We start from the raw sequence: 18,908 nt of genomic DNA, 5'->3' as shown, positions 1-18,908 counted from the left end.
CCCAGCTCAGACGACGCGGTGTACCCAGCGCCCGGCTTCGCAGGCCACCAACCCCTGCAACTCCAGATCGGTCAGGGCTACCAGCACCTCGCCGATCGACAGTTCGCAGGCCAAGGCCAGACCTTCGCTGGTTTGCGGAGCGGCGCGCAGCTGCGCCAGCAGCGGGTGATCGATCTGCGCAGGCGATTCGCTCACCGGAGCGACGCGTTGCCAACCCCGTAGGGCCTGGAGGATGTCCTCGACGCTCTCCACCAGAGTAGCGCCTTCGCGGATCAATTGATGGCAGCCACGCGCACCGGGATGGTGGATGGACCCGGGAATCGCATAGACCTCGCGCCCTTGCTCGGCGGCCAGACGCGCGGTGATCAGCGAGCCGCTGGACAGACTGGCCTCGACCACCAGCACCCCCAGCGATAGGCCGCTAATGATGCGATTGCGCCGCGGAAAATTGCTGGCCTGGGGCGGGCAATCCAGCGGCAGCTCGGATACCAGTGCGCCGCCCTGCTCGACGATGCGCGCGGCCAACCCAAGGTGGCGCTGTGGATAGATGTGCTGCAGCCCGGTACCGAGCACCGCGACCGTGGCACCATCGACATCCAGTGCGCCATGATGCGCCGCTCCGTCGATGCCCAGGGCGAGGCCGCTAGTGATCACGAAGCCTCCGCCGGCAAGGCTGCGGGCGAACGCGGCGGCGGTATCCAGCCCTGGCCGCGATGCCCTGCGACTGCCGACCATGGCCAGCTGCGGATGCTCCAGCAGCGACGGCTCGCCAGCAACGAACAACAGTGGTGGCGCATCGCTCAGCTCCGCCAGCAGGCCGGGGTAAGCAGGATCGTCCCACATCAGCAGCGACTGGCCCGGTTGCTCCAGCCAGCGCAAGGCTGCCGTAGCGTGCTGGCGGATCTCCGCACTGCGCCTGGGTTCGGCACAGACGGTAGGCAGCCCGAGAGAGCGCCAGGCGGAAGCAGGGGCACTGAGAGCGGCAGAGGCACTGCCGAAGGCTTCGAGCAAACGGCGGAAGCGTCGTGGACCGAGTTCTGGCAGGCGGTGCAGACGCAGACGAGCTTCCAACTCGGCGGGGGAGATTTCGTGCATGTCGATCATCCTTGATCGTGGCGCAGAAAGCAGAACCCCCGCGAGAGCGGGGGTTCTGTTGATTACGGGTTCTTCACCTTATCCATCAAGGCGAGGTCCCGGGAAGCATAGAGCACCAGACCGTAGCTGAGTTTCTCGTAAGAGCGGAACACCATCAGCAGGCCGGAGCGCTCGTCCGGAATCTTCACCGACTCACCGGTAATACGATCACGTACAGTCTCGCCAGTCTTATAGACAGCGAGCACATTGCCCTCATTAAGGCCATCGACCTTGCCCTTGTTGATGGTGACAACATCAAATTGACCGATGCGTGCCACACCTCGTGGGACATCGAGAATCACACCATCTACATCGGTGGCCGGCTCGCTGGGCATGAAAATCGAATTGACCGCCCGTTCCTCAGTTGGGAAAAGACGGTCTCCGAGGCGTACCTCTTGAGTAGAGCGGGTCAGGTTAAGGGTAGCGATATCACCTTCCTCGGCAACCACTTCTCCGCTGCCAATATCGTCGGCATTGATGCCGAGAAACTCTTGGGTCTCTGGATCGGTATAGACTTTACCCTGGCGGAAGATGCCATATACGGATTGGTCATCATCGAAGGAGCCGCGGGCATATATGCGGTCACCGGCGCCGCCGACCACCCGCTCCGCCTGCCCAGCTACCACATATGGCTTATTATTGAAATCTTCTTCGGCATCAACAATCCGATTGGTCAACAGGAAGCTGCTGATCGCCTCCAGCGGAATAGTCGGAATTGCTTCCGCCATCGGCGTGCTCCGCACCTTGGGTGACAGCTTGATGGTGCCTCGGGACTCACCACGGTTGAGCATCAGACGCGGCTGACCGTCGATATATACCAGGCTCAATGTATCGCCCGGATAGATCAGGTGAGGATTCTCGATCTGCGGGTTGGCGTGCCACAACTCGGGCCACTTCCACGGCTGGCTGAGGAACTTGCCGGAGATGTCCCACAGGGTGTCACCCTTGACCACGGTGTAGCGGTCCGGATGGCCTTCCTTGAGCTGGACGGCTGCCTGGACCAGGCCACTCTGTACCAGACCGCCCGCGGCGACCAGCAGCAGGGCGAGTAGTGATTTCCTCATGCGGTGAATCCCTTTATTATGTGGCTGGCGCCTGTAAGCCGCAGAAGCCGCGGCTTTTGAGCCGTTTTTCAAAGCTGTTCATCATCTTAGCAGCGGTTTTTTACTTTATTCCACAAGTGCATCACAAACAGCCATGGCGATACTCAACATCCTCGAATTCCCCGATCCGCGCCTGCGTACCATCGCCAAGCCGGTGACCGTCTTCGACGCAGCTCTTTCCCAACTGATCGATGACATGTTCGAGACCATGTATGCCGCGCCCGGCATAGGTCTGGCGGCCACGCAGATCAACGTGCACAAGCGTGTGGTGGTGATGGATCTGTCCGAGGACAAGTCCGAGCCGCGGGTGTTCATCAACCCCGAGTTCGAGTCGCTGACCGAGGAAATGGACCAGTACCAGGAAGGCTGCCTGTCGGTGCCCGGCTTCTACGAGAACGTCGACCGCCCGCAGAAGGTCAAGATCAAGGCCCAGGACCGCGACGGCAGCCACTACGAACTGATCGCCGAAGGCCTGCTCGCCGTGTGCATCCAGCACGAGTGCGATCACCTCAACGGCAAGCTCTTCGTCGACTACCTGTCCAACCTCAAGCGCGACCGGATCAAGAAGAAGCTGGAAAAACAGCACCGCCAGCAGGCTTGATCTCCGACCCCAAAGGCTTGCTCCGGCAAGCCTTTTTCTTTTCATGCAGTGAGTGATCCATGCGCATCATCTTTGCCGGCACCCCGGAATTCGCCGCCAGCCATCTGCAGGCCCTGCTCGATGCGGGCCGCGAGATAGTCGCCGTCTACACCCAGCCGGACCGTCCGGCTGGCCGCGGGCAGAAACTGATGCCCAGCCCGGTCAAGCAGCTCGCGCTGCAGCACGGCATCGCCGTGTACCAGCCGCAGACCCTGCGCGACCCAGCCGCCCAGGCTGAGCTGGCCGCGCTCAAGCCGGACCTGATGGTGGTGGTGGCGTACGGCCTGATCCTGCCGCAGGTGGTGCTAGACACCCCGCGCATGGGTTGCATCAACAGCCATGCCTCGCTGCTGCCACGCTGGCGCGGTGCCGCGCCGATCCAGCGCGCGATCCAGGCCGGCGATGCCAGCAGCGGCGTCACCGTGATGCAGATGGAGGCGGGCCTGGACACCGGCCCCATGCTGCTCAAGGCCAGCACCACCATCACCGCCGAAGACACCGGCGGCAGCCTGCACGATCGACTGGCGCAGCTGGGCTCGGCGGCCGTGGTCGAGGCAGTCACCAAACTCGCTGCAGGCGAACTCAAGGGCGAAGTGCAGGACGATAGCCTGGCCACTTACGCGCACAAGCTGAACAAGGACGAGGCGCGCCTGGACTGGAGCCGCCCGGCCGAGGAGCTGGAGCGCCTGGTGCGCGCCTTCAACCCCTGGCCGATCTGCCATAGCACGCTGAACGGCGAACCCCTCAAGGTGCTGGCCGCGCAGCTGGGCGAGGGCAAAGGTGCCCCAGGCATAGTTCTTTCTGCCAACAAGAACGGCCTGACCATCGCCTGTGGCGAAGGCGCCCTGCGCCTGACCCGCCTGCAGCTGCCCGGCGGCAAGCCGCTGGCCTTCAGTGATCTGTACAACAGCCGCCGCGAGCAGTTCGACCCCGGCCTGGTGCTCGGCCAATGAATCCACGCCTGGCCGCCGCTCGCGCCCTTGCTACCGTACTCAACGGCAAGGCCTCGCTGGGTAGCAGCCTGCCGCCACTGCTGGACAGGGTCGACGCACGTGACCGCGGCCTGGCCCAGGACCTGGCCTTCGGCACCGCACGCTGGCAGCCGCGCCTCCAGCTGCTCGCCGACAAGCTGCTGCAGAAGCCGTTCAAGGCCGCCGACCGCGATGTCGAAGCCCTGCTGTTGGTCGGCCTGTACCAGCTGCTGCATACCCGTATCCCGGCCCACGCCGCCATCGGCGAAACGGTAGCTTGCGTCGACAAGCTGAAGAAATCTTCGCTCAAGGGCCTGCTCAACGGCGTGCTGCGCAATGCCCAGCGCGATCACCAGGTGCTGTTCGCCGAACTGGATCGCGACCCGGTGCTGCACACCGCGCACCCGCGCTGGCTGCAGAAGCGGCTGAAGGCCGACTGGCCGGAGTACTGGCAGGCCATCTGCGCCGCCAACAACCAGCACCCGCCGCTGCTGCTGCGGGTCAATCGCCGCCATGGCAGCCGCGATGCCTACCTGGCCGAGCTGCGCGCCACCGGCATCGAGGCCGAACCCTGTGCCTTCAGCCGCGACGGCATCCGTCTGCTGCAACCCTGCGACGTGACAACCCTGCCGGGGTTCGCCGAAGGCCGCGTCAGCGTGCAGGACGAAGCCGCCCAGCTGGCCGCCGACCTGCTCGATCTGGCCCCCGGCCAGCGTGTGCTGGACGCCTGCGCGGCGCCCGGCGGCAAGACCTGCCATCTGCTCGAAGCCGAGCCAGGCCTCAAGGAAGCCATAGCCCTAGACCTGGAACCGGCACGCCTGGCCCGGGTGCAGGAGAACCTCGACCGCCTTAAGCTCAAGGCCACCCTGATCGCCGCCGACGGCCGCGCCGTGGCCGCCTGGTGGGACGGTAAGCCGTTCCAGCGCATCCTGCTCGACGCACCGTGCTCGGCCACCGGCGTAATCCGCCGTCACCCCGATATCAAGTTGACCCGCCAAGCCGACGACATCACCGCCCTCGCCACCCTGCAAAGTGAGCTGCTCGAGGCGCTGTGGCCGACCCTGGAGGTCGGCGGCGTGCTGCTCTACGCCACCTGTTCGGTGCTGCCGGAAGAGAATCGCGACAATATCGCCGCCTTCCTCGCCCGCACCCCCGGCGCGCGCGAGCTGGATATCGCCGGCACCTTCGGCCTCAAGCAGGCCCACGGGCGCCAGCTGCTGCCGCAGGCCGAGGGCCACGACGGCTTCTACTATGCCAAGCTGATCAAGATCGCCGCGGCACCACGCGGCTGAGGAAGGAACCAGATGAAGATCATCATTCTCGGCGCAGGGCAGGTCGGCGGCACCCTGGCGGAGCACCTGGCCAGCGAGGCCAACGACATCACCGTGGTCGATACCGATGCCGACCGCCTGCGCGATCTCGGCGACCGCCTGGACATCCGCACCGTGGTAGGCCGTGGCTCTTTCCCCACCGTGTTGCGCCAGGCCGGCGCCGACGACGCCGACATGCTGGTGGCGGTGACCAACAGCGACGAGACCAATATGGTCGCCTGTCAGGTCGCCTATACCCTGTTCCACACCCCGACCAAGATCGCCCGGGTGCGCGAGTCGGCCTACCTGACCCGCGAGGCGCTGTTCGACAACGAGGCGATCCCGGTCGACGTGCTGATCAGCCCCGAACAGGTGGTGACCAACTACATCAAGCGCCTGATCGAATACCCCGGCGCCCTGCAGGTGATCGACTTCGCCGAGGGCAAGGCCCAGCTGGTGGCGGTCAAGGCCTACTACGGCGGCCCGCTGGTCGGCCAGCAGCTGCGCCAGCTGCGCGAACACATGCCCAACGTCGATACCCGCGTGGCGGCCATCTTCCGCCGCAATCGCCCGATCATGCCCCAGGGCGACACGGTGATCGAAGCGGACGACGAAGTGTTCTTCATCGCCGCGAAAGCGCATATCAGGGCGGTGATGAGCGAGCTGCGCCGCCTCGAGGACAGCTACAAGCGCATCGTCATCGCCGGCGGCGGGCATATCGGCGAGCGCCTGGCCGAGGCCATCGAGAGCCGCTACCAGGTGAAGATCATCGAGATGAACCCGGCGCGCTGCCGCTACCTCTCAGACAATCTGGAAAGCACCATCGTGCTGCAGGGCAGTGCCTCCGACCGCGACCTGCTGGTGGAAGAGAACATCAACGAGGCCGACATCTTCCTGGCCCTGACCAACGACGACGAGGCCAACATCATGTCCTCGCTGCTGGCCAAGCGCCTGGGTGCGCGGAAGGTGATGACCATCATCAACAACCCGGCCTATGTCGACCTGGTCCAGGGAGGCGATATCGACATCGCCATCAGCCCACAGCTGGCCACCATCGGCACTTTGCTGACCCACGTGCGCCGCGGCGACATCGAGAGCGTGCACAGCCTGCGTCGTGGCGCAGCCGAGGCCATCGAGGCCATCGCCCATGGCGACGCCCGCTCGAGCAAGGTGGTCGGCAAGACGATCGAGGAAATCGCCCTGCCGCCGGGCACCACCATCGGCGCGGTGATCCGCGACGAAGAAGTGCTGATCGCCCACGACGACACGGTGATCGAATCCGGCGACCACGTGATACTGTTCCTCGTCGACAAGAAGTACATCCGCGACGTGGAGCGCCTGTTCCAGGTCGGTCTGACTTTCTTCTGACAAGGCATTCGCCGAGGCCCATGGCATGACGACGCCGGACTCCCTGGAAAAACTGCTGGCCCGCGGGGTGGACAACGCCCTGCTGCGCTTCGGCCTGGGCAAGGCCTACCTGGATGGCAACCAGCCCGACGCGGCGGCCGAGCACCTGCAGAAGTGCCTGGGCTTCGATCCCAACTATTCGGCGGCGTGGAAGCTGCTCGGCCAAGCCTGTCAGCGCCAGGGCATGCTGGAGGAAGCACGCCAGGCCTGGCACAACGGCCTCGAGGTGGCGCGCAAGCGTGGCGACAAGCAGACCGAGAAGGAAATGATGGTGTTTTTGCGCCGCCTGGAGAAGGCGACGGGAGAGGGCGCCTAGTCTTCGCGCTGGAAGATCAGCGCCACGCCGCTGGGCTCGAAACGCACCACCTGCATCTGCACCACCGGCGCCGGTATCGGCAGGCCCTGAACCTGGCCGCTGACCACTTCGCCGATCTGCAGCAGCTTCTGCGCATCGTCGATCACCACGAACACGCCACTCTCGGAGATATCGCGGGTAGTCACCAGCATCTGGCCGTGCAACGGATGATCGATGCGCAGCTGGACCTTCAGCGGGGTACGCTTGTGATCGCGCTTGTTGTCCATGCCTGTCCTGTTCTTATGGGCGGGAAACTGCTGTGACGGTACTGGCTTACGCCGGCCGTATCAATACCACTTCTTCTCGCCCTCGGGGCGCTTCTTGAAGCGCTTCATGCTCCACAAGTACTGGCTCGGGTAGGCGCGCACGTAGCGCTCCAGCTCGCGGCTCATGGCCGCGGCCGATACCTGCGGGTCCTCGCTGTACATATCCTCGGGCACCGCCTCGAAGATCACCTTGAAACCGCTGTTGTCCGGCAGGCGCACGGCGGTGAGGAACACTCCACGTGCCTTGCCGCCGGCGAGCATGCCCGGCACGAACTTGCTGGTCAGCGCCTGGATCGCACAGAAGGGCACGAACAGGCCGCTGGAGCGGCTCGGCTCCGGGTCGGCAGGAATGCCCACCACACCACCACGGCGTACTTCCTTGATCACGCTGAGGATGCCTTCCTTGGTCGAGGCCGCCACCCGGTTGCCCATCTGCGCGCGCTGCTTCTGCAACAGCTCGTCGACCGCCTTGAGCTTGGGCGGGCGATAGAAGATCACCGGCTTGCACTGGGAGCAGAAGTAGTGGTTGAGCACTTCCCAGTTGCCCAGGTGGCTGGCCACGCCGACCACGCCCTTGCCGGAGGCCAGGGCCGCGTGCAGCACGTCCAGGCCCTCGACCTCCCGCACCAGCTTGAGGGTGCGCTCGACCGGCCAGATCCAGGCGCAGGCGCTCTCGGTGAAGATCTTGCCGATGTCGCGCAGGGTGGCGCCGACCAGCTGTTCGCGTTCGGCCTCGTCGAGTTCGGGGAAGCACTTGGCCAGGTTGATGCGCACCACCTCGCGCGAGCTGTTCGGCAGCTTCCACATCAACCAGCCGATGGCCGAGCCGACCGCCTGCACGGCGCCCCAGGGCAACAGGGCGAACAGGCGCAGGAAGCCGACCACCAGGGCGCCTTTGAATTTCTCCACGAGCAACTCCCGAATACGCAAAAGGCCAGCATTGTAACGGCTGTGACCGCCGGGTTCAGCCTCGCAATGCGTGATAGCGATCGCAGTCGGTCGTATGGTCCATGACCATGCCCGCCGCCTGCATGTAGGCGTAGCAGATGGTCGGGCCGACGAAGGTGAAGCCCAGCTTCTTCAGCGCCTTGCTCATGGCCTCGGCCTCGGGCGTCACCGCCGGCACCTCGCCGCGACTGCCGAAGTGATTGATCTTCGGCGCGCCACCGACGAAGGACCAGAGCAGCGTCACCGGGTCTTCCAGCTTGAGCCAGGCCTGGGCGTTCTGCCGCGCCGCCTTGAGCTTGAGGCGGTTACGGATGATGCCGGGGTCCTGCATGCGTTCCTCGATCTCCGCGTCGCTCATCAGCGCCAGGCGCTCGGCATCGAAACCGAACAGCACCTGGCGATAGCGCTCGCGCTTCTTCAGCACGGTGATCCACGACAGGCCGGCCTGGAAACCTTCGAGCAGCAGCATCTCGAACAGCCACTGCGGGTCGCGCTGCGGCACGCCCCACTCCTGGTCGTGATATGCGATGTACAAGGGGTCGTCGTTGCACCAGAAGCAGCGCGGCATGGCGTTCATGTCCAGGGGAAGTCGTACTGCACTCTAGCGCAGAGCCGGTTAAAAGCGCCCGTCGGCCAGCAGCAGGGTTTCCAGGCAATGCTCCTGGATGCCGTAGAACTGCTTGATGCCCTGGATCTTCTCCAGCAGCTCGCCCGGCGCCACCGGCTCGGGGCGTTTCACCGCAAGAATCATCTTGTTCTTGTTGGTGTGTTCCAGCGAGACGAACTCGAACACCTTGGTTTCATAACCGCAGGCTTCCAGCAGCAGGGCGCGCAGGCTGTCGGTGACCATCTCGGCTTCCTGGCCCAGGTGCACGCCGTACTGCAGCATGGGCTTGAGCATGGCCGGCGTGTGCATCTGCGGGCGGATCTGCTTGTGGCAGCAGGGCGAGCACATGATGATCGCCGCATCGCTGCGAATGCCCAGGTGCAGGGCGTAGTCGGTGGCCACGTCGCAGGCGTGCAGGGCGATCATCACGTCGATGGCGGCCGGCGTGTAGGTGCGCACATCGCCATGCTCGAAGCGCAGCCCCGGCTGCTCCAAACGGGCCGCAGCTGTATTGCCCAGCCGCACCATGTCTTCACGCAGTTCCACACCGGTGACCTGCCCCTGCAGGCCCAGGCTGTTGCGCAGGTAGTCGTGCATGGCGAAGGTCAGGTAGCCCTTGCCCGAACCGAAGTCGACGGCATGGATCGGCAGCTGCGGATCGCGCTGCTGCAGCGGCGAGTGGCTCAGGGCGTGGGAAAACACCTCGATGAACTTGTTGATCTGCTTCCACTTGCGCGCCATCGCCGGCACCAGCTCGTGCTTGGCGGTGGTCACGCCCAGATCCGTGAGGAAGGGCCGGCTCAGTTCGAGAAAACGCTTCTTCTCCCGGTCATGGCCAGCGGCCGGCGCCTCGCGCTCGGGAGCCTTGCCAACGAACAGACGCGCCTTGTCCTTCTTGCCGAAGGTCAGCTGCACATCCTCGGTCAGCGACAGCAGGTGGGCGTTCTTGAACGCCGCCGGCAGCAGGCTGGCGATATGCGCCAGGGCTTCGGCTACGGGCAGGTTCTTGGTGATATCGCGGGTCTTGTAGGTGGAGACGAACGACAGGCAGGCCTGGCCCTTCACCGTTACCGGGCGGATGGTCAGGCGCTGCAGCTCGGCTTCCTCGCCGTGGTACCTGCTCAGCAGCAGCTTCACCAGGGTGTTCTGCACCACGCTGGTTTCCAGCAGGGCGAGAAACTCGTCACGAGCAATGGTGGCGGCGGAGGGCGAGGATTCGACTGACATGAAAAGGGCCTGAATAAGCGCTGCCGATGCCGGCAAGGGGCAGCAATGCTACAGGGTACGCAGCGGCCATGCGCGCCGGGCTTGCCGTCACATCCAGCTGAGGTTGATCGGGTATACTGCGCGGCTTTATGCAAACGCCTCGATACCGGTGAAATTCGTGAGCCAGACTACGCCCGACGTAAGCACCTTCCAAGGCCTGATCCTCGCCCTGCAAAGCTATTGGGCCGAGCAAGGCTGCGTGATCCTGCAACCCTACGACATGGAAATGGGTGCCGGCACCTTCCATACCGCCACTTTCCTGCGCGCCATCGGCCCGGAAACCTGGAACGCCGCCTATGTGCAGCCTTCGCGCCGCCCAGCCGACGGCCGCTACGGCGAGAACCCCAATCGCCTGCAGCACTACTACCAGTTCCAGGTGGTACTCAAGCCGAACCCGGACAACATCCAGGACCTGTACCTGGAATCGCTGCGCCGCATCGGCGTCGACACCCTGGTCCACGACATCCGCTTCGTCGAAGACAACTGGGAATCGCCGACCCTCGGCGCCTGGGGCCTGGGCTGGGAAGTCTGGCTGAACGGCATGGAAGTCACCCAGTTCACCTACTTCCAGCAGGTTGGCGGCGTCGAGTGCTACCCGGTCACCGGCGAGATCACCTACGGCCTCGAGCGTCTGGCCATGTACCTGCAGGGCGTCGACTCGGTGTATGACCTGGTCTACTCCGACGGCCCGTTCGGCAAGGTCACCTACGGCGACGTGTTCCACCAGAACGAAGTGGAGCAGTCCACCTTCAACTTCGAGCACGCCAACGTCGACAAGCTGTTCGATCTGTTCGACTTCTACGAGTCCGAGGCCAACCGCCTGATGGAGCTGCAGCTGCCGCTGCCGGCCTACGAAATGGTGATCAAGGCCTCGCACAGCTTCAACCTGCTCGACGCCCGCCGCGCCATCTCGGTGACCGCGCGCCAGCAGTACATCCTGCGCGTGCGCACGCTGTCGCGAAACATCGCCCAGAGCTACCTGCTGGCCCGCGCCAAGCTCGGCTTCCCGATGGCCACCCCGGAACTGCGTGATGAAGTACTGGCTCAGCTGAAGGAGGCCGAATGATGAGTGCTCAGGATTTTCTGGTTGAGCTGGGCACCGAAGAGCTGCCACCGAAAGCGCTGAAGAATCTTGGCGACGCCTTCCTCGCCGGTGTCGAGAAAGGCCTCAAGGCCGCCGGGCTGGGTTACGCCAGCGCCCGCATGTACGCCGCACCACGGCGCCTGGCCGTGCTGGTCGAGCAGCTCGCCGCGCAGCAGCCAGATCGCACCGTCAATCTCGATGGCCCCCCCGTGCAGGCCGCCTTCGACAAGGACGGCAACCCGACCCAGGCCGCCCTGGGCTTCGCCAAGAAGTGTGGCGTCGAGCTGAGCCAGATCGACACCAGCGGCCCGAAGCTGAAATTCAGCCAGTCGATTGCCGGCCAACCCGCCGTCAGCCTGCTGGCCGGCATCGTCGAAGCCTCGCTGAACGAGCTGCCGATTTCCAAGCGCATGCGCTGGGGCGCGCGCAAGACCGAGTTCGTCCGTCCAACCCAGTGGCTGGTGATGCTGTTCGGCGACCAGATCGTCGACTGCGAGATCCTCGCCCAGAAGGCCGGCCGCACCTCGCGTGGTCATCGCTTCCATGCCAACCGTGACGTGACCATCGCCAGCCCGGCCAGCTATGCCGCGGACCTGCGCGCCGCCCAGGTGATCGCCGATTTCGCCGAGCGCCGCAGCCTGATCGCCACCCGCGTGGCCGAGCTGGCCAAGGCCGAGAACGGCAGCGCCATCGTGCCGCCGGCCCTGCTCGATGAAGTCAGCGCCCTGGTCGAATGGCCGGTGCCGCTGGTCTGCTCGTTCGAGGAGCGTTTCCTCGAGGTGCCGCAGGAAGCCCTGATCACCACCATGCAGGACAACCAGAAGTACTTCTGCCTGCTGGACAGTAACGGCAAGCTACTGCCGCGCTTCATCACCGTGGCCAACATCGAGAGCAAAGACCCGGCGCAGATCGTCGCCGGCAACGAGAAGGTGGTGCGTCCTCGCCTGACCGACGCCGAGTTCTTCTTCAAGCAGGACAAGCGCCAGCCGCTGGAGAAGCGCAACGAGCGCCTGGCCAACGTGGTGTTCCAGGCCCAGCTCGGCAGCGTGTTCGACAAGGCCGAGCGCGTGTCGAAGCTGGCCGGTTTCATCGCCGGCAAGATCGGCGGTGACGCCAGCCGCGCCACCCGCGCCGGCATCCTGTCCAAGTGCGACCTGGCCACCGAGATGGTCGGCGAGTTCCCGGAGATGCAGGGCATCGCCGGCTACTACTATGCCAACCACGACGGCGAGGCCGACGACGTGGCCCAGGCGCTGAACGAGCAATATATGCCGCGCGGCGCCGGCGCCGAGCTGCCGCAGACCCTGACCGGTGCGGCCGTGGCCGTGGCCGACAAGCTCGACACCCTGGTCGGCATCTTCGGCATCGGCATGCTGCCGACCGGCTCCAAGGACCCCTACGCCCTGCGCCGTGCGGCCCTCGGCGTGCTGCGCATCCTGATCGAGAAGCAGCTGGACCTGAATCTGGTCGAGGCCGTGGCCTTCGCCATCGACCTGTACGGCGACAAGGTCAAGGCCGCAGGCCTGGCCCAGCAGGTGCTGGACTTCATCTTCGACCGCCTGCGTGCGCGCTACGAGGACGAAGGCGTAGAAGTGGCCGTGTACCAGGCCGTGCGCGCACTCAGCCCGGCCGCGCCGCTGGACTTCGACCAGCGCGTGCAGGCGGTGCAGGCCTTCCGTCAGCTGCCGCAAGCCGCTGCCCTGGCTGCCGCCAACAAGCGCGTATCGAACATCCTGGCCAAGGCCGAAGGCGAGCTGCCCGCTGGCATCAACTCCGCGCTGCTCGAAGCGGGAGCCGAACAGGCCCTGGCCCACGCCGTGGCCGCCGCCGAGCAGGCCGTGGCACCGCTGGCCGCCGCGCGCAGCTATCGCGAGGCCCTGGCCCAGCTGGCCAGCCTGCGCGAGCCGGTGGATGCGTACTTCGACGCGGTGATGGTCAATGCCGAGGATGCCGCCGTGCGCGCCAACCGCTACGCGCTGCTCAACCAACTGCGCGGCCTGTTCCTCGGCGTCGCCGATATCTCCCTGCTGGGCTGACGAGCGCACCGGGCGGCCCGCGCCGCCCGGTCGCTCGGGTAACTGCATGAAACTGCTGATTCTCGACCGCGACGGCGTCATCAACGAAGACTCCGACGCCTACATCAAATCCCTCGACGAATGGATCCCGATCCCGGGAGCCATCGCCGCCATCGCGCGCCTGAGCCGCGCCGGCTGGACCGTGGCCGTGGCCACCAACCAATCGGGCCTGGCGCGCGGCTACTACGACGCCGCCACCCTCGAATCCATGCACACGCGCCTGCGCCAGCTGGTGGCCGAGCAGGGCGGCGAAGTCGGCCTGATCCTGCACTGCCCACATGGCCCGGATGACGGCTGCGACTGCCGCAAGCCCAAGCCGGGGATGCTCGAGCAGATCGCGACGTACTACGGCACAGAACTGGCAGGCGTGTGGTTCGTCGGCGACAGCGCTGGTGACCTCGACGCCGCCCTGGCCGTCCATTGCCAGCCCGTACTGGTAAAAACCGGCAAGGGCGAACGGACCCTGGCCAAGCCATTGCCAGCGGGAACCCTGATATTCGATGATCTGGCGGCGGTTGCCGATCAGCTTCTTCTCTAGAGAACGCGAGCCCCATGACGACAGTGCAGGCCATCAGAACCTTCTTCTTCTACCTGCTGCTGTCGTCCAGCTCCTTCTTCTGGTGCATCCTATGCGTGTTCGTCGCGCCTTTCCTGCCGTTCCGCGCTCGTTACCGCTTCGTCATCCAGACCTGGTGCCGCTGCGCCACCTGGCTGGCCAAGGTGGTGGTCGGCATCCGCTATGAAGTGCGCGGCCTGGAAAACATCCCGCAGCAGCCCTGCGTGATCCTGGCCAAGCACCAGAGCACCTGGGAGACCTTCTTCCTCTCCGCCTTCTTCGAGCCGCTGTCGCAGGTGGTCAAGCGCGAGCTGCTGTACGTGCCGTTCTTCGGCTGGGCCATGGCCATGCTCAAACCCATCGCCATCGACCGCAGCAACCCCAAGGCCGCCCTCAAGCAACTGGCCAAGCAGGGCGCCGAGCGCATCCAGCAGGGCGCCTGGGTGCTGATCTTCCCCGAAGGCACGCGCATCCCGCCGGGCCAGATCGGCAAATTCTCCCGCGGAGGTGCCGCTCTGGCGGTGAATGCCGGCCTGCCGGTGCTGCCCATCGCCCACAACGCCGGCGAGTTCTGGCCCAAGCAGGGCTGGGCCAAATTCCCCGGCACCATCCAGGTGGTGATCGGCCCGCTGATGCACGCCGAAGGCGAAGGCCCGCGCGCCATTGCCGAGATCAACGAGCGCGCCTTCGCCTGGGTGGCCCAGACCCAGCAGGAGATCAGCGGCGTGGCACCGCAGGTGAGCCCGGAACAGGCCTCCAGCGCGGCCTGAGGCCGCCTGTGGATAAGCTGTGCAAGAAATACCGGCGCAGTGCCATTATAGACCCTAACCAGCTGATCTATATGGATATTCTGCCAGCTGTCGGAATTTCTCGGCGGGGCATAAGTTTTTCCAGCCCACCTGCCTTGGGGAATTCGGCAGTGCCGCACAGTCTTGCCGGAACGGGCCTTGGCCAAAGCGGTTAAGCTAGGTCACCTGTAGTCGTGAAAGGGAATTTCGCTTCATGCCATCCATCTACCAGCTCAAGCCACGTTTTCAGAATCTGCTGCGCCCTGGCGTCACCCGCCTGCATGCCCGTGGTGTCACCGCCAACCAGGTGACCCTGGCCGCGGCACTGGTCTCGCTGCTACTCGGCGCGCTGCTGGCCTGGCTGCCGCACTACACCTGGCTGTTCGCCCTGATTCCGCTATGGATGCTGCTGCGCATGGCGCTGAACGCCGTGGACGGCATGTTGGCCCGCGAATTCGGCCAGCAGTCCAAGCTCGGCGCCTACCTCAATGAATTGAGCGACGTGGTCGCCGACAGCGCCCTGTACCTGCCCTTCGCCTTGCTGGTCGGGGTCTGGCCGACCCTGGTGGTGCTGGTGGTGGTGCTGGCGGTGATCAGCGAGTACGCCGGCGTGCTCGGCCCGATGGTCGGCGCCTCGCGCCGCTACGACGGCCCCATGGGCAAGAGCGACCGCGCGTTCTGCTTTGGCGTGCTCGGCGCCGGTGTGGCGTCCGGCCTGTTGCCGTCTTCTTGGATAAACGGGCTGCTGGCGGTGATTTTCCTGCTGCTGCTGGCGACTCTGGTCAATCGCGTGCGCCAAGGCCTGGCCGAGGTAGCGCAAACCTCCCAATCGGAATAAGGAAATTTCGATGCGTGAAGCCCAGAACCACATCTTCACCACCCATGACGGCGTAGAGCTGCTCTATCGCCACTGGCCGGCAACCACGCCTGCGGCCGGCCCGCGTAAAGCGGTGGTGATGTTCCACCGCGGCCACGAGCATGGCGGGCGCCTGGCCCACCTGCCGGGCGAGCTGGATCTGCCCGACTACGACTTCTTCGCCTGGGATGCCCGCGGCCATGGCCTGTCGCCCGGCGCCCGCGGCGATAGCCCGAGCTTCGCCACCAGCGTGCGCGACGTGCAGACCTTTATCGAGCATATCGCGGCCACCCATGCAGTAGCCGTCGCCGATATGGCCGTGCTGGCCCAGAGTGTCGGCGCCGTGGTGGTGTCGACCTGGGCCCACGACTACGCGCCGCAGATCCGCTGCCTGGTGCTCGCCTCGCCGGCATTCAAGGTCAAGCTCTACGTGCCCTTCGCCCGCCCCGGCCTCAAGCTGCTGCGCGCATGGCGCGGCAACTTCTTCGTCAACAGCTACGTCAAGGCGCGCTTCCTCAGCCACGATCCCGAGCGCATCCGCTCCTTCGAGAACGATCCACTGATCACCCGGCCTATCTCGGTGAACATGCTGCTCGGCCTGTATGAAGCCGCCGATCGCGTGGTGGCCGATGCCCAGGCGATCCAGATCCCGACCCAGCTGCTGATCTCTGGCGCCGACTTCGTGGTGCACCGCCAGCCTCAGGAGCAGTTCTTCGAGCGCCTGGGCAGCCTGCGCAAGGAGAAGCACATCCTGCCCGGCTTCTTCCACGACACCCTCGGCGAGCGCGACCGCGCCCATGCCCTGAGCCGCGCGCGGCGCTTTATCCTGCGCAGCTTCGAGGAGCCCTTGAATCGTCCCTCGCTGCTGGATGCCGATCGCCTCGGCGCTACCTGCGCCGAAGCCGAGGAACTGGCGGCGCCGCTGCCACAGAATTCCCTCGGCGATCTTTACTGGCGCGCCACCCGCGCCGGACTGAAGCTCGGCAGCGGGCTGTCCGACGGGGTCAAGCTGGGCTTCGAGACCGGCTTCGATTCCGGCAGCACCCTGGACTACGTCTACCGCAACACGCCGAGCGGCAAGGGCGCGCTGGGCCGTCTGATCGACCAGAACTACCTGAACTCCATCGGTTGGCGCGGCATCCGCCAGCGCAAGGTACACGCCGAGGAACTGCTGCGCCTGGCCATGGGCAAGCTGCGCGAGGCGGGCAACGGCGTGCGTATCGTCGATATCGCCGCTGGCCACGGTCGCTACATTCTCGAGTCGCTGGAGGGTATGCAGCACAAACCGGATGCGATCCTGCTGCGCGACTACAGCGATATCAACGTGCGCGACGGCAGCGCGCTAATCGAGCAGAAGGGCCTGGGTGACATCGCCCGCTTCGTCAAAGGCGACGCCTTCGACAAGGCCGACCTGGCCGCACTCGATCCCAAGCCGACGCTGGCGGTGGTCTCCGGTCTCTATGAACTGTTCGGCAGCAACCAGATGGTCGGCGACTCGCTGGCCGGGCTGGCAGCGGCGGTCGAGGAGGGCGGCTACCTGGTCTACACCGGCCAACCCTGGCACCCACAGCTGGAGCTGATCGCCCGTGCGCTGACCAGCCACCGCGAAGGCCAGCCCTGGGTCATGCGCCGTCGCAGCCAGGCGGAGATGGATCAGCTGGTCGCCGCCGCGGGCTTCCGCAAGCTGGAGCAGCGCATCGACGAGTGGGGCATCTTCAGCGTATCCCTGGCGCAGCGGGTGTCCTGATGGACTCCCCCGCCGCCCGCGAAAGCGGGCTATGGAAACGCGGGGTGCTCTGGCTGTTGCTGCTGGCCCCGCTGTTCTTTGCCAGCTACGGCTTCGCCAACTGGTTCACCGCACAGCGCGACGATGTCGGCAGCCTGGTGTTCGCCTGGGAAAGCGCGACCCCGCTGTGGGCCTGGACCATCGTGCCCTACTGGTCGATCGACCTGCTCTACGGCCTATCCTTCCTGCTTCCGGCCACACGCCGGGAGATGGATAGGCATGCCCTGCGCCTGCTCAGCACGCAGATCCTCTGCGTCGTCTGCTTCCTGCTCTGGCCACTGCGCTTCACCTTCGAACGCCCAGAGCTGAGCGGCTTCTTCGGCTGGATGTTCGATGTGCTGATGGGCTTCGACAAACCGTTCAACCAGGCGCCTTCGCTCCACATCGCGCTGCTGGTGGTGATCTGGGTGATGTTCGCCCGGCATACCCATGGCCCGCTGCTGCGCGGCCTGCTGCATGGCTGGATGGCGCTGATCGGCCTGTCGGTGCTGACCACCTGGCAGCACCACTTCATCGACGTGCCCACCGGCGCCCTGGCCGGCTGGTTGTGCGTATGGCTCTGGCCGGTCGAGGGCCGCAGCCCGTCGCAGCAGCTGCGCATGACACGCGAGCCGCAGCGCTGGCGTCTGGCCCTGCGCTATGGGCTGGGCAGCGCCGTCTGCGCGGCCCTGGCGGTCAATCTCGGCGGCACCTGGCTGTGGCTGTTGTGGCCCTGTGCATCGTTGTTGCTGGTCGCCCTGAACTACGCGTTGTTCGGCGCGGCCGGCTTTCAGAAGCGCGCTGACGGCGCGCTCGGCTCCGCCAGCACCTGGTTGCTCGCGCCCTACTTGCTGGGTGCCTGGATCAACTCGCGGCTGTGGACGCGCAAGCATCCACAGCCGGATCAGGTAGTGGAGGGCGTGTGGCTCGGACGGGTACCGACCGACCAGGAAGCCGCGGCCTTCACCGCCGTGCTGGACCTCAGTGCCGAGCTGCCGGTTCGCCTGCCCGGCAAGATCTACCGCAGCCTCCCGCTGCTGGACCTGGTCGCCCCCGATACCGAAGCCTGCCGCCAGGGCGCCCAGCTGATCGAGCAGTTGCATCGACAGGGTCCGCTACTGGTCTGCTGCGCCCTCGGCTATTCGCGTAGCGCCACGCTGGTCGCCGCCTGGCTGCTGCACAGTGGCCGCGCCAGTAGCGTGGAGCAGGCCATCGAGCTTATCCGCGCGGCGCGCCCGCAGATCGTGCTCGGTGAGCCCCAGCGCCTGGCGCTACAGGGCCTGCTGCAACCCAGCGCCACTCTGGAGGTTGCCCATGGCCTCTGAGATGCAACTCGCCCTGATAGCGAGTCTGCTGCGCCGGGGTCGCGGGCTGGATCTGCTGTCCGGCGTCGTCACCCTGCTGGCGCTGGCCTATGGCCTGGCGCCGCTGTTGGGTGCCGCACACAGCCCTGCCGCCAGCATCCTCTGCAGCCTGCTGGTGATGTTCGGTCTGGCCCAGAAGTACTGGGCGCTGCGCGTTGCGCTGGACGCCGATCTGTTCGCCCATCTGGCCGGCGACGCCCCACGTCTGCAGGAGCGCACCGGCGAACTGGACCAGGCGCTGCTGCGGCTCGGCCTGCAGAAGACCACCGCTGTTTCACGTGACTGGGACGATCGCTGCCGCGGCGCTCTGCGTCTGCTGCGCCTGCAGGCTGCCTGGCTAGTAGCACAGCTGCTGCTCGCCCTGGCCACCATTTTCGCCACACCCTGGCTTTCCCTGGCTGGATAAAGGAGTC

19 protein-coding genes are annotated in these 18,908 nt (G+C 65.6%); 13 read left to right on the top strand and 6 right to left on the bottom strand.

Annotated elements, in window-relative coordinates:
- Nucleotides 1-6 precede the first annotated feature (6 nt).
- On the bottom strand, nucleotides 7-1,095 hold the full coding sequence (gene dprA, locus IB232_RS12005) for a DNA-processing protein DprA (RefSeq protein WP_192398866.1): 1,089 nt from the start codon (nucleotides 1,093-1,095) through the stop codon (nucleotides 7-9).
- Nucleotides 1,096-1,157: 62 nt separating this feature from the next.
- Nucleotides 1,158-2,198, bottom strand: a complete 1,041-nt coding sequence (locus tag IB232_RS12000; RefSeq protein WP_192398865.1) for a LysM peptidoglycan-binding domain-containing protein — start codon at nucleotides 2,196-2,198, stop codon at nucleotides 1,158-1,160.
- A gap of 133 nt (nucleotides 2,199-2,331) precedes the next feature.
- On the opposite strand from IB232_RS12000, the gene def reads away from it, so the two are divergent.
- The 5 genes from def to IB232_RS11975 are packed head-to-tail and all read left to right on the top strand — an operon-like array spanning nucleotide 2,332 to nucleotide 6,881.
- On the top strand, nucleotides 2,332-2,838 hold the full coding sequence (def, locus tag IB232_RS11995; RefSeq protein ID WP_192398864.1) for a peptide deformylase: 507 nt from the start codon (nucleotides 2,332-2,334) through the stop codon (nucleotides 2,836-2,838).
- Between the two features lie 59 nt (nucleotides 2,839-2,897).
- Nucleotides 2,898-3,830 carry a methionyl-tRNA formyltransferase gene (gene fmt, locus IB232_RS11990; RefSeq protein ID WP_192398863.1) on the top strand — a complete coding sequence of 311 codons (933 nt, stop codon included), beginning with the start codon at nucleotides 2,898-2,900 and terminating at the stop codon, nucleotides 3,828-3,830.
- Nucleotides 3,827-5,140 (top strand): 16S rRNA (cytosine(967)-C(5))-methyltransferase RsmB, encoded by a 1,314-nt coding sequence (rsmB, locus tag IB232_RS11985; protein WP_192398862.1) that lies wholly within the window; start codon nucleotides 3,827-3,829, stop codon nucleotides 5,138-5,140. The genes fmt and rsmB overlap by 4 nt, the downstream gene beginning before the upstream one ends.
- A 12-nt stretch (nucleotides 5,141-5,152) precedes the next feature.
- The gene (gene trkA / locus IB232_RS11980) at nucleotides 5,153-6,526 is read left to right on the top strand and encodes a Trk system potassium transporter TrkA (RefSeq protein ID WP_192398861.1); all 1,374 of its coding nucleotides are present in this window, start codon (nucleotides 5,153-5,155) and stop codon (nucleotides 6,524-6,526) included.
- 25 nt (nucleotides 6,527-6,551) lie between these two features.
- The gene (locus tag IB232_RS11975) at nucleotides 6,552-6,881 is read left to right on the top strand and encodes a tetratricopeptide repeat protein (RefSeq protein WP_192398860.1); all 330 of its coding nucleotides are present in this window, start codon (nucleotides 6,552-6,554) and stop codon (nucleotides 6,879-6,881) included.
- On the opposite strand, the gene IB232_RS11970 is transcribed toward IB232_RS11975, so the two are convergent.
- The 4 genes from IB232_RS11970 to IB232_RS11955 are packed head-to-tail and all read right to left on the bottom strand — an operon-like array spanning nucleotide 6,878 to nucleotide 9,968.
- Complete coding sequence (locus tag IB232_RS11970) at nucleotides 6,878-7,147, bottom strand: PilZ domain-containing protein (protein WP_137973905.1); 270 nt, start codon at nucleotides 7,145-7,147, stop codon at nucleotides 6,878-6,880. The two genes, IB232_RS11975 and IB232_RS11970, sit on opposite strands and share 4 nt — an antisense overlap.
- A 60-nt stretch (nucleotides 7,148-7,207) precedes the next feature.
- Nucleotides 7,208-8,095, bottom strand: coding sequence for a lysophospholipid acyltransferase (locus IB232_RS11965; RefSeq protein WP_192398859.1), 888 nt, complete (start codon nucleotides 8,093-8,095; stop codon nucleotides 7,208-7,210).
- Nucleotides 8,096-8,150: 55 nt separating this feature from the next.
- Entirely contained in the window at nucleotides 8,151-8,702 is a 552-nt protein-coding gene (locus tag IB232_RS11960) for a DNA-3-methyladenine glycosylase I (RefSeq protein WP_192398858.1), read from the bottom strand.
- Nucleotides 8,703-8,750: 48 nt separating this feature from the next.
- Nucleotides 8,751-9,968, bottom strand: coding sequence for a class I SAM-dependent methyltransferase (locus IB232_RS11955; RefSeq protein ID WP_192398857.1), 1,218 nt, complete (start codon nucleotides 9,966-9,968; stop codon nucleotides 8,751-8,753).
- A gap of 157 nt (nucleotides 9,969-10,125) precedes the next feature.
- Here IB232_RS11955 and glyQ point away from each other — a divergent pair, with 157 nt between their 5' ends.
- The 8 genes from glyQ (at nucleotide 10,126) to IB232_RS11915 (ending at nucleotide 18,901) form a co-directional block, all read left to right on the top strand.
- On the top strand, nucleotides 10,126-11,073 hold the full coding sequence (gene glyQ / locus IB232_RS11950; RefSeq protein ID WP_137973909.1) for a glycine--tRNA ligase subunit alpha: 948 nt from the start codon (nucleotides 10,126-10,128) through the stop codon (nucleotides 11,071-11,073).
- Complete coding sequence (gene glyS, locus IB232_RS11945; RefSeq protein ID WP_192398856.1) at nucleotides 11,073-13,127, top strand: glycine--tRNA ligase subunit beta; 2,055 nt, start codon at nucleotides 11,073-11,075, stop codon at nucleotides 13,125-13,127. The genes glyQ and glyS overlap by 1 nt, the downstream gene beginning before the upstream one ends.
- A 46-nt stretch (nucleotides 13,128-13,173) precedes the next feature.
- On the top strand, nucleotides 13,174-13,704 hold the full coding sequence (gmhB, locus tag IB232_RS11940; RefSeq protein WP_192398855.1) for a D-glycero-beta-D-manno-heptose 1,7-bisphosphate 7-phosphatase: 531 nt from the start codon (nucleotides 13,174-13,176) through the stop codon (nucleotides 13,702-13,704).
- 14 nt (nucleotides 13,705-13,718) lie between these two features.
- A complete protein-coding gene (locus IB232_RS11935; protein ID WP_192398854.1) occupies nucleotides 13,719-14,492 on the top strand; it encodes a lysophospholipid acyltransferase family protein in 774 nt (257 codons plus the stop codon).
- A 232-nt stretch (nucleotides 14,493-14,724) separates the two neighbouring features.
- The gene (locus IB232_RS11930) at nucleotides 14,725-15,348 is read left to right on the top strand and encodes a CDP-alcohol phosphatidyltransferase family protein (protein ID WP_192398853.1); all 624 of its coding nucleotides are present in this window, start codon (nucleotides 14,725-14,727) and stop codon (nucleotides 15,346-15,348) included.
- Between the two features lie 10 nt (nucleotides 15,349-15,358).
- A complete protein-coding gene (locus IB232_RS11925; protein ID WP_192398852.1) occupies nucleotides 15,359-17,113 on the top strand; it encodes a bifunctional alpha/beta hydrolase/class I SAM-dependent methyltransferase in 1,755 nt (584 codons plus the stop codon).
- Nucleotides 17,113-18,456 (top strand): phosphatase PAP2/dual specificity phosphatase family protein, encoded by a 1,344-nt coding sequence (locus IB232_RS11920; protein ID WP_192398851.1) that lies wholly within the window; start codon nucleotides 17,113-17,115, stop codon nucleotides 18,454-18,456. The genes IB232_RS11925 and IB232_RS11920 overlap by 1 nt, the downstream gene beginning before the upstream one ends.
- Nucleotides 18,446-18,901 carry a hypothetical protein gene (locus IB232_RS11915; protein WP_192398850.1) on the top strand — a complete coding sequence of 152 codons (456 nt, stop codon included), beginning with the start codon at nucleotides 18,446-18,448 and terminating at the stop codon, nucleotides 18,899-18,901. The genes IB232_RS11920 and IB232_RS11915 overlap by 11 nt, the downstream gene beginning before the upstream one ends.
- Nucleotides 18,902-18,908 lie beyond the last annotated feature (7 nt).

It is taken from the genome of Pseudomonas sp. PDM15 (assembly GCF_014851565.1).
In the GTDB taxonomy this organism is placed as follows: domain Bacteria; phylum Pseudomonadota; class Gammaproteobacteria; order Pseudomonadales; family Pseudomonadaceae; genus Aquipseudomonas.
The sequence above is the reverse complement of the archived record's forward strand: the minus strand, read 5'-3'. Positions and strand labels throughout refer to the sequence as shown.

Coding starts and splice junctions, on each gene's coding strand:
- dprA (WP_192398866.1), bottom strand. CDS start 1,095: ATGCACGAAATCTCCCCCGCCGAGTTGGAAGCTCGTCTGCGTCTGCAC.
- IB232_RS12000 (WP_192398865.1), bottom strand. CDS start 2,198: ATGAGGAAATCACTACTCGCCCTGCTGCTGGTCGCCGCGGGCGGTCTG.
- def (WP_192398864.1), top strand. CDS start 2,332: ATGGCGATACTCAACATCCTCGAATTCCCCGATCCGCGCCTGCGTACC.
- fmt (WP_192398863.1), top strand. CDS start 2,898: ATGCGCATCATCTTTGCCGGCACCCCGGAATTCGCCGCCAGCCATCTG.
- rsmB (WP_192398862.1), top strand. CDS start 3,827: ATGAATCCACGCCTGGCCGCCGCTCGCGCCCTTGCTACCGTACTCAAC.
- trkA (WP_192398861.1), top strand. CDS start 5,153: ATGAAGATCATCATTCTCGGCGCAGGGCAGGTCGGCGGCACCCTGGCG.
- IB232_RS11975 (WP_192398860.1), top strand. CDS start 6,552: ATGACGACGCCGGACTCCCTGGAAAAACTGCTGGCCCGCGGGGTGGAC.
- IB232_RS11970 (WP_137973905.1), bottom strand. CDS start 7,147: ATGGACAACAAGCGCGATCACAAGCGTACCCCGCTGAAGGTCCAGCTG.
- IB232_RS11960 (WP_192398858.1), bottom strand. CDS start 8,702: ATGCCGCGCTGCTTCTGGTGCAACGACGACCCCTTGTACATCGCATAT.
- IB232_RS11955 (WP_192398857.1), bottom strand. CDS start 9,968: ATGTCAGTCGAATCCTCGCCCTCCGCCGCCACCATTGCTCGTGACGAG.
- glyS (WP_192398856.1), top strand. CDS start 11,073: ATGAGTGCTCAGGATTTTCTGGTTGAGCTGGGCACCGAAGAGCTGCCA.
- gmhB (WP_192398855.1), top strand. CDS start 13,174: ATGAAACTGCTGATTCTCGACCGCGACGGCGTCATCAACGAAGACTCC.
- IB232_RS11935 (WP_192398854.1), top strand. CDS start 13,719: ATGACGACAGTGCAGGCCATCAGAACCTTCTTCTTCTACCTGCTGCTG.
- IB232_RS11930 (WP_192398853.1), top strand. CDS start 14,725: ATGCCATCCATCTACCAGCTCAAGCCACGTTTTCAGAATCTGCTGCGC.
- IB232_RS11925 (WP_192398852.1), top strand. CDS start 15,359: ATGCGTGAAGCCCAGAACCACATCTTCACCACCCATGACGGCGTAGAG.
- IB232_RS11920 (WP_192398851.1), top strand. CDS start 17,113: ATGGACTCCCCCGCCGCCCGCGAAAGCGGGCTATGGAAACGCGGGGTG.
- IB232_RS11915 (WP_192398850.1), top strand. CDS start 18,446: ATGGCCTCTGAGATGCAACTCGCCCTGATAGCGAGTCTGCTGCGCCGG.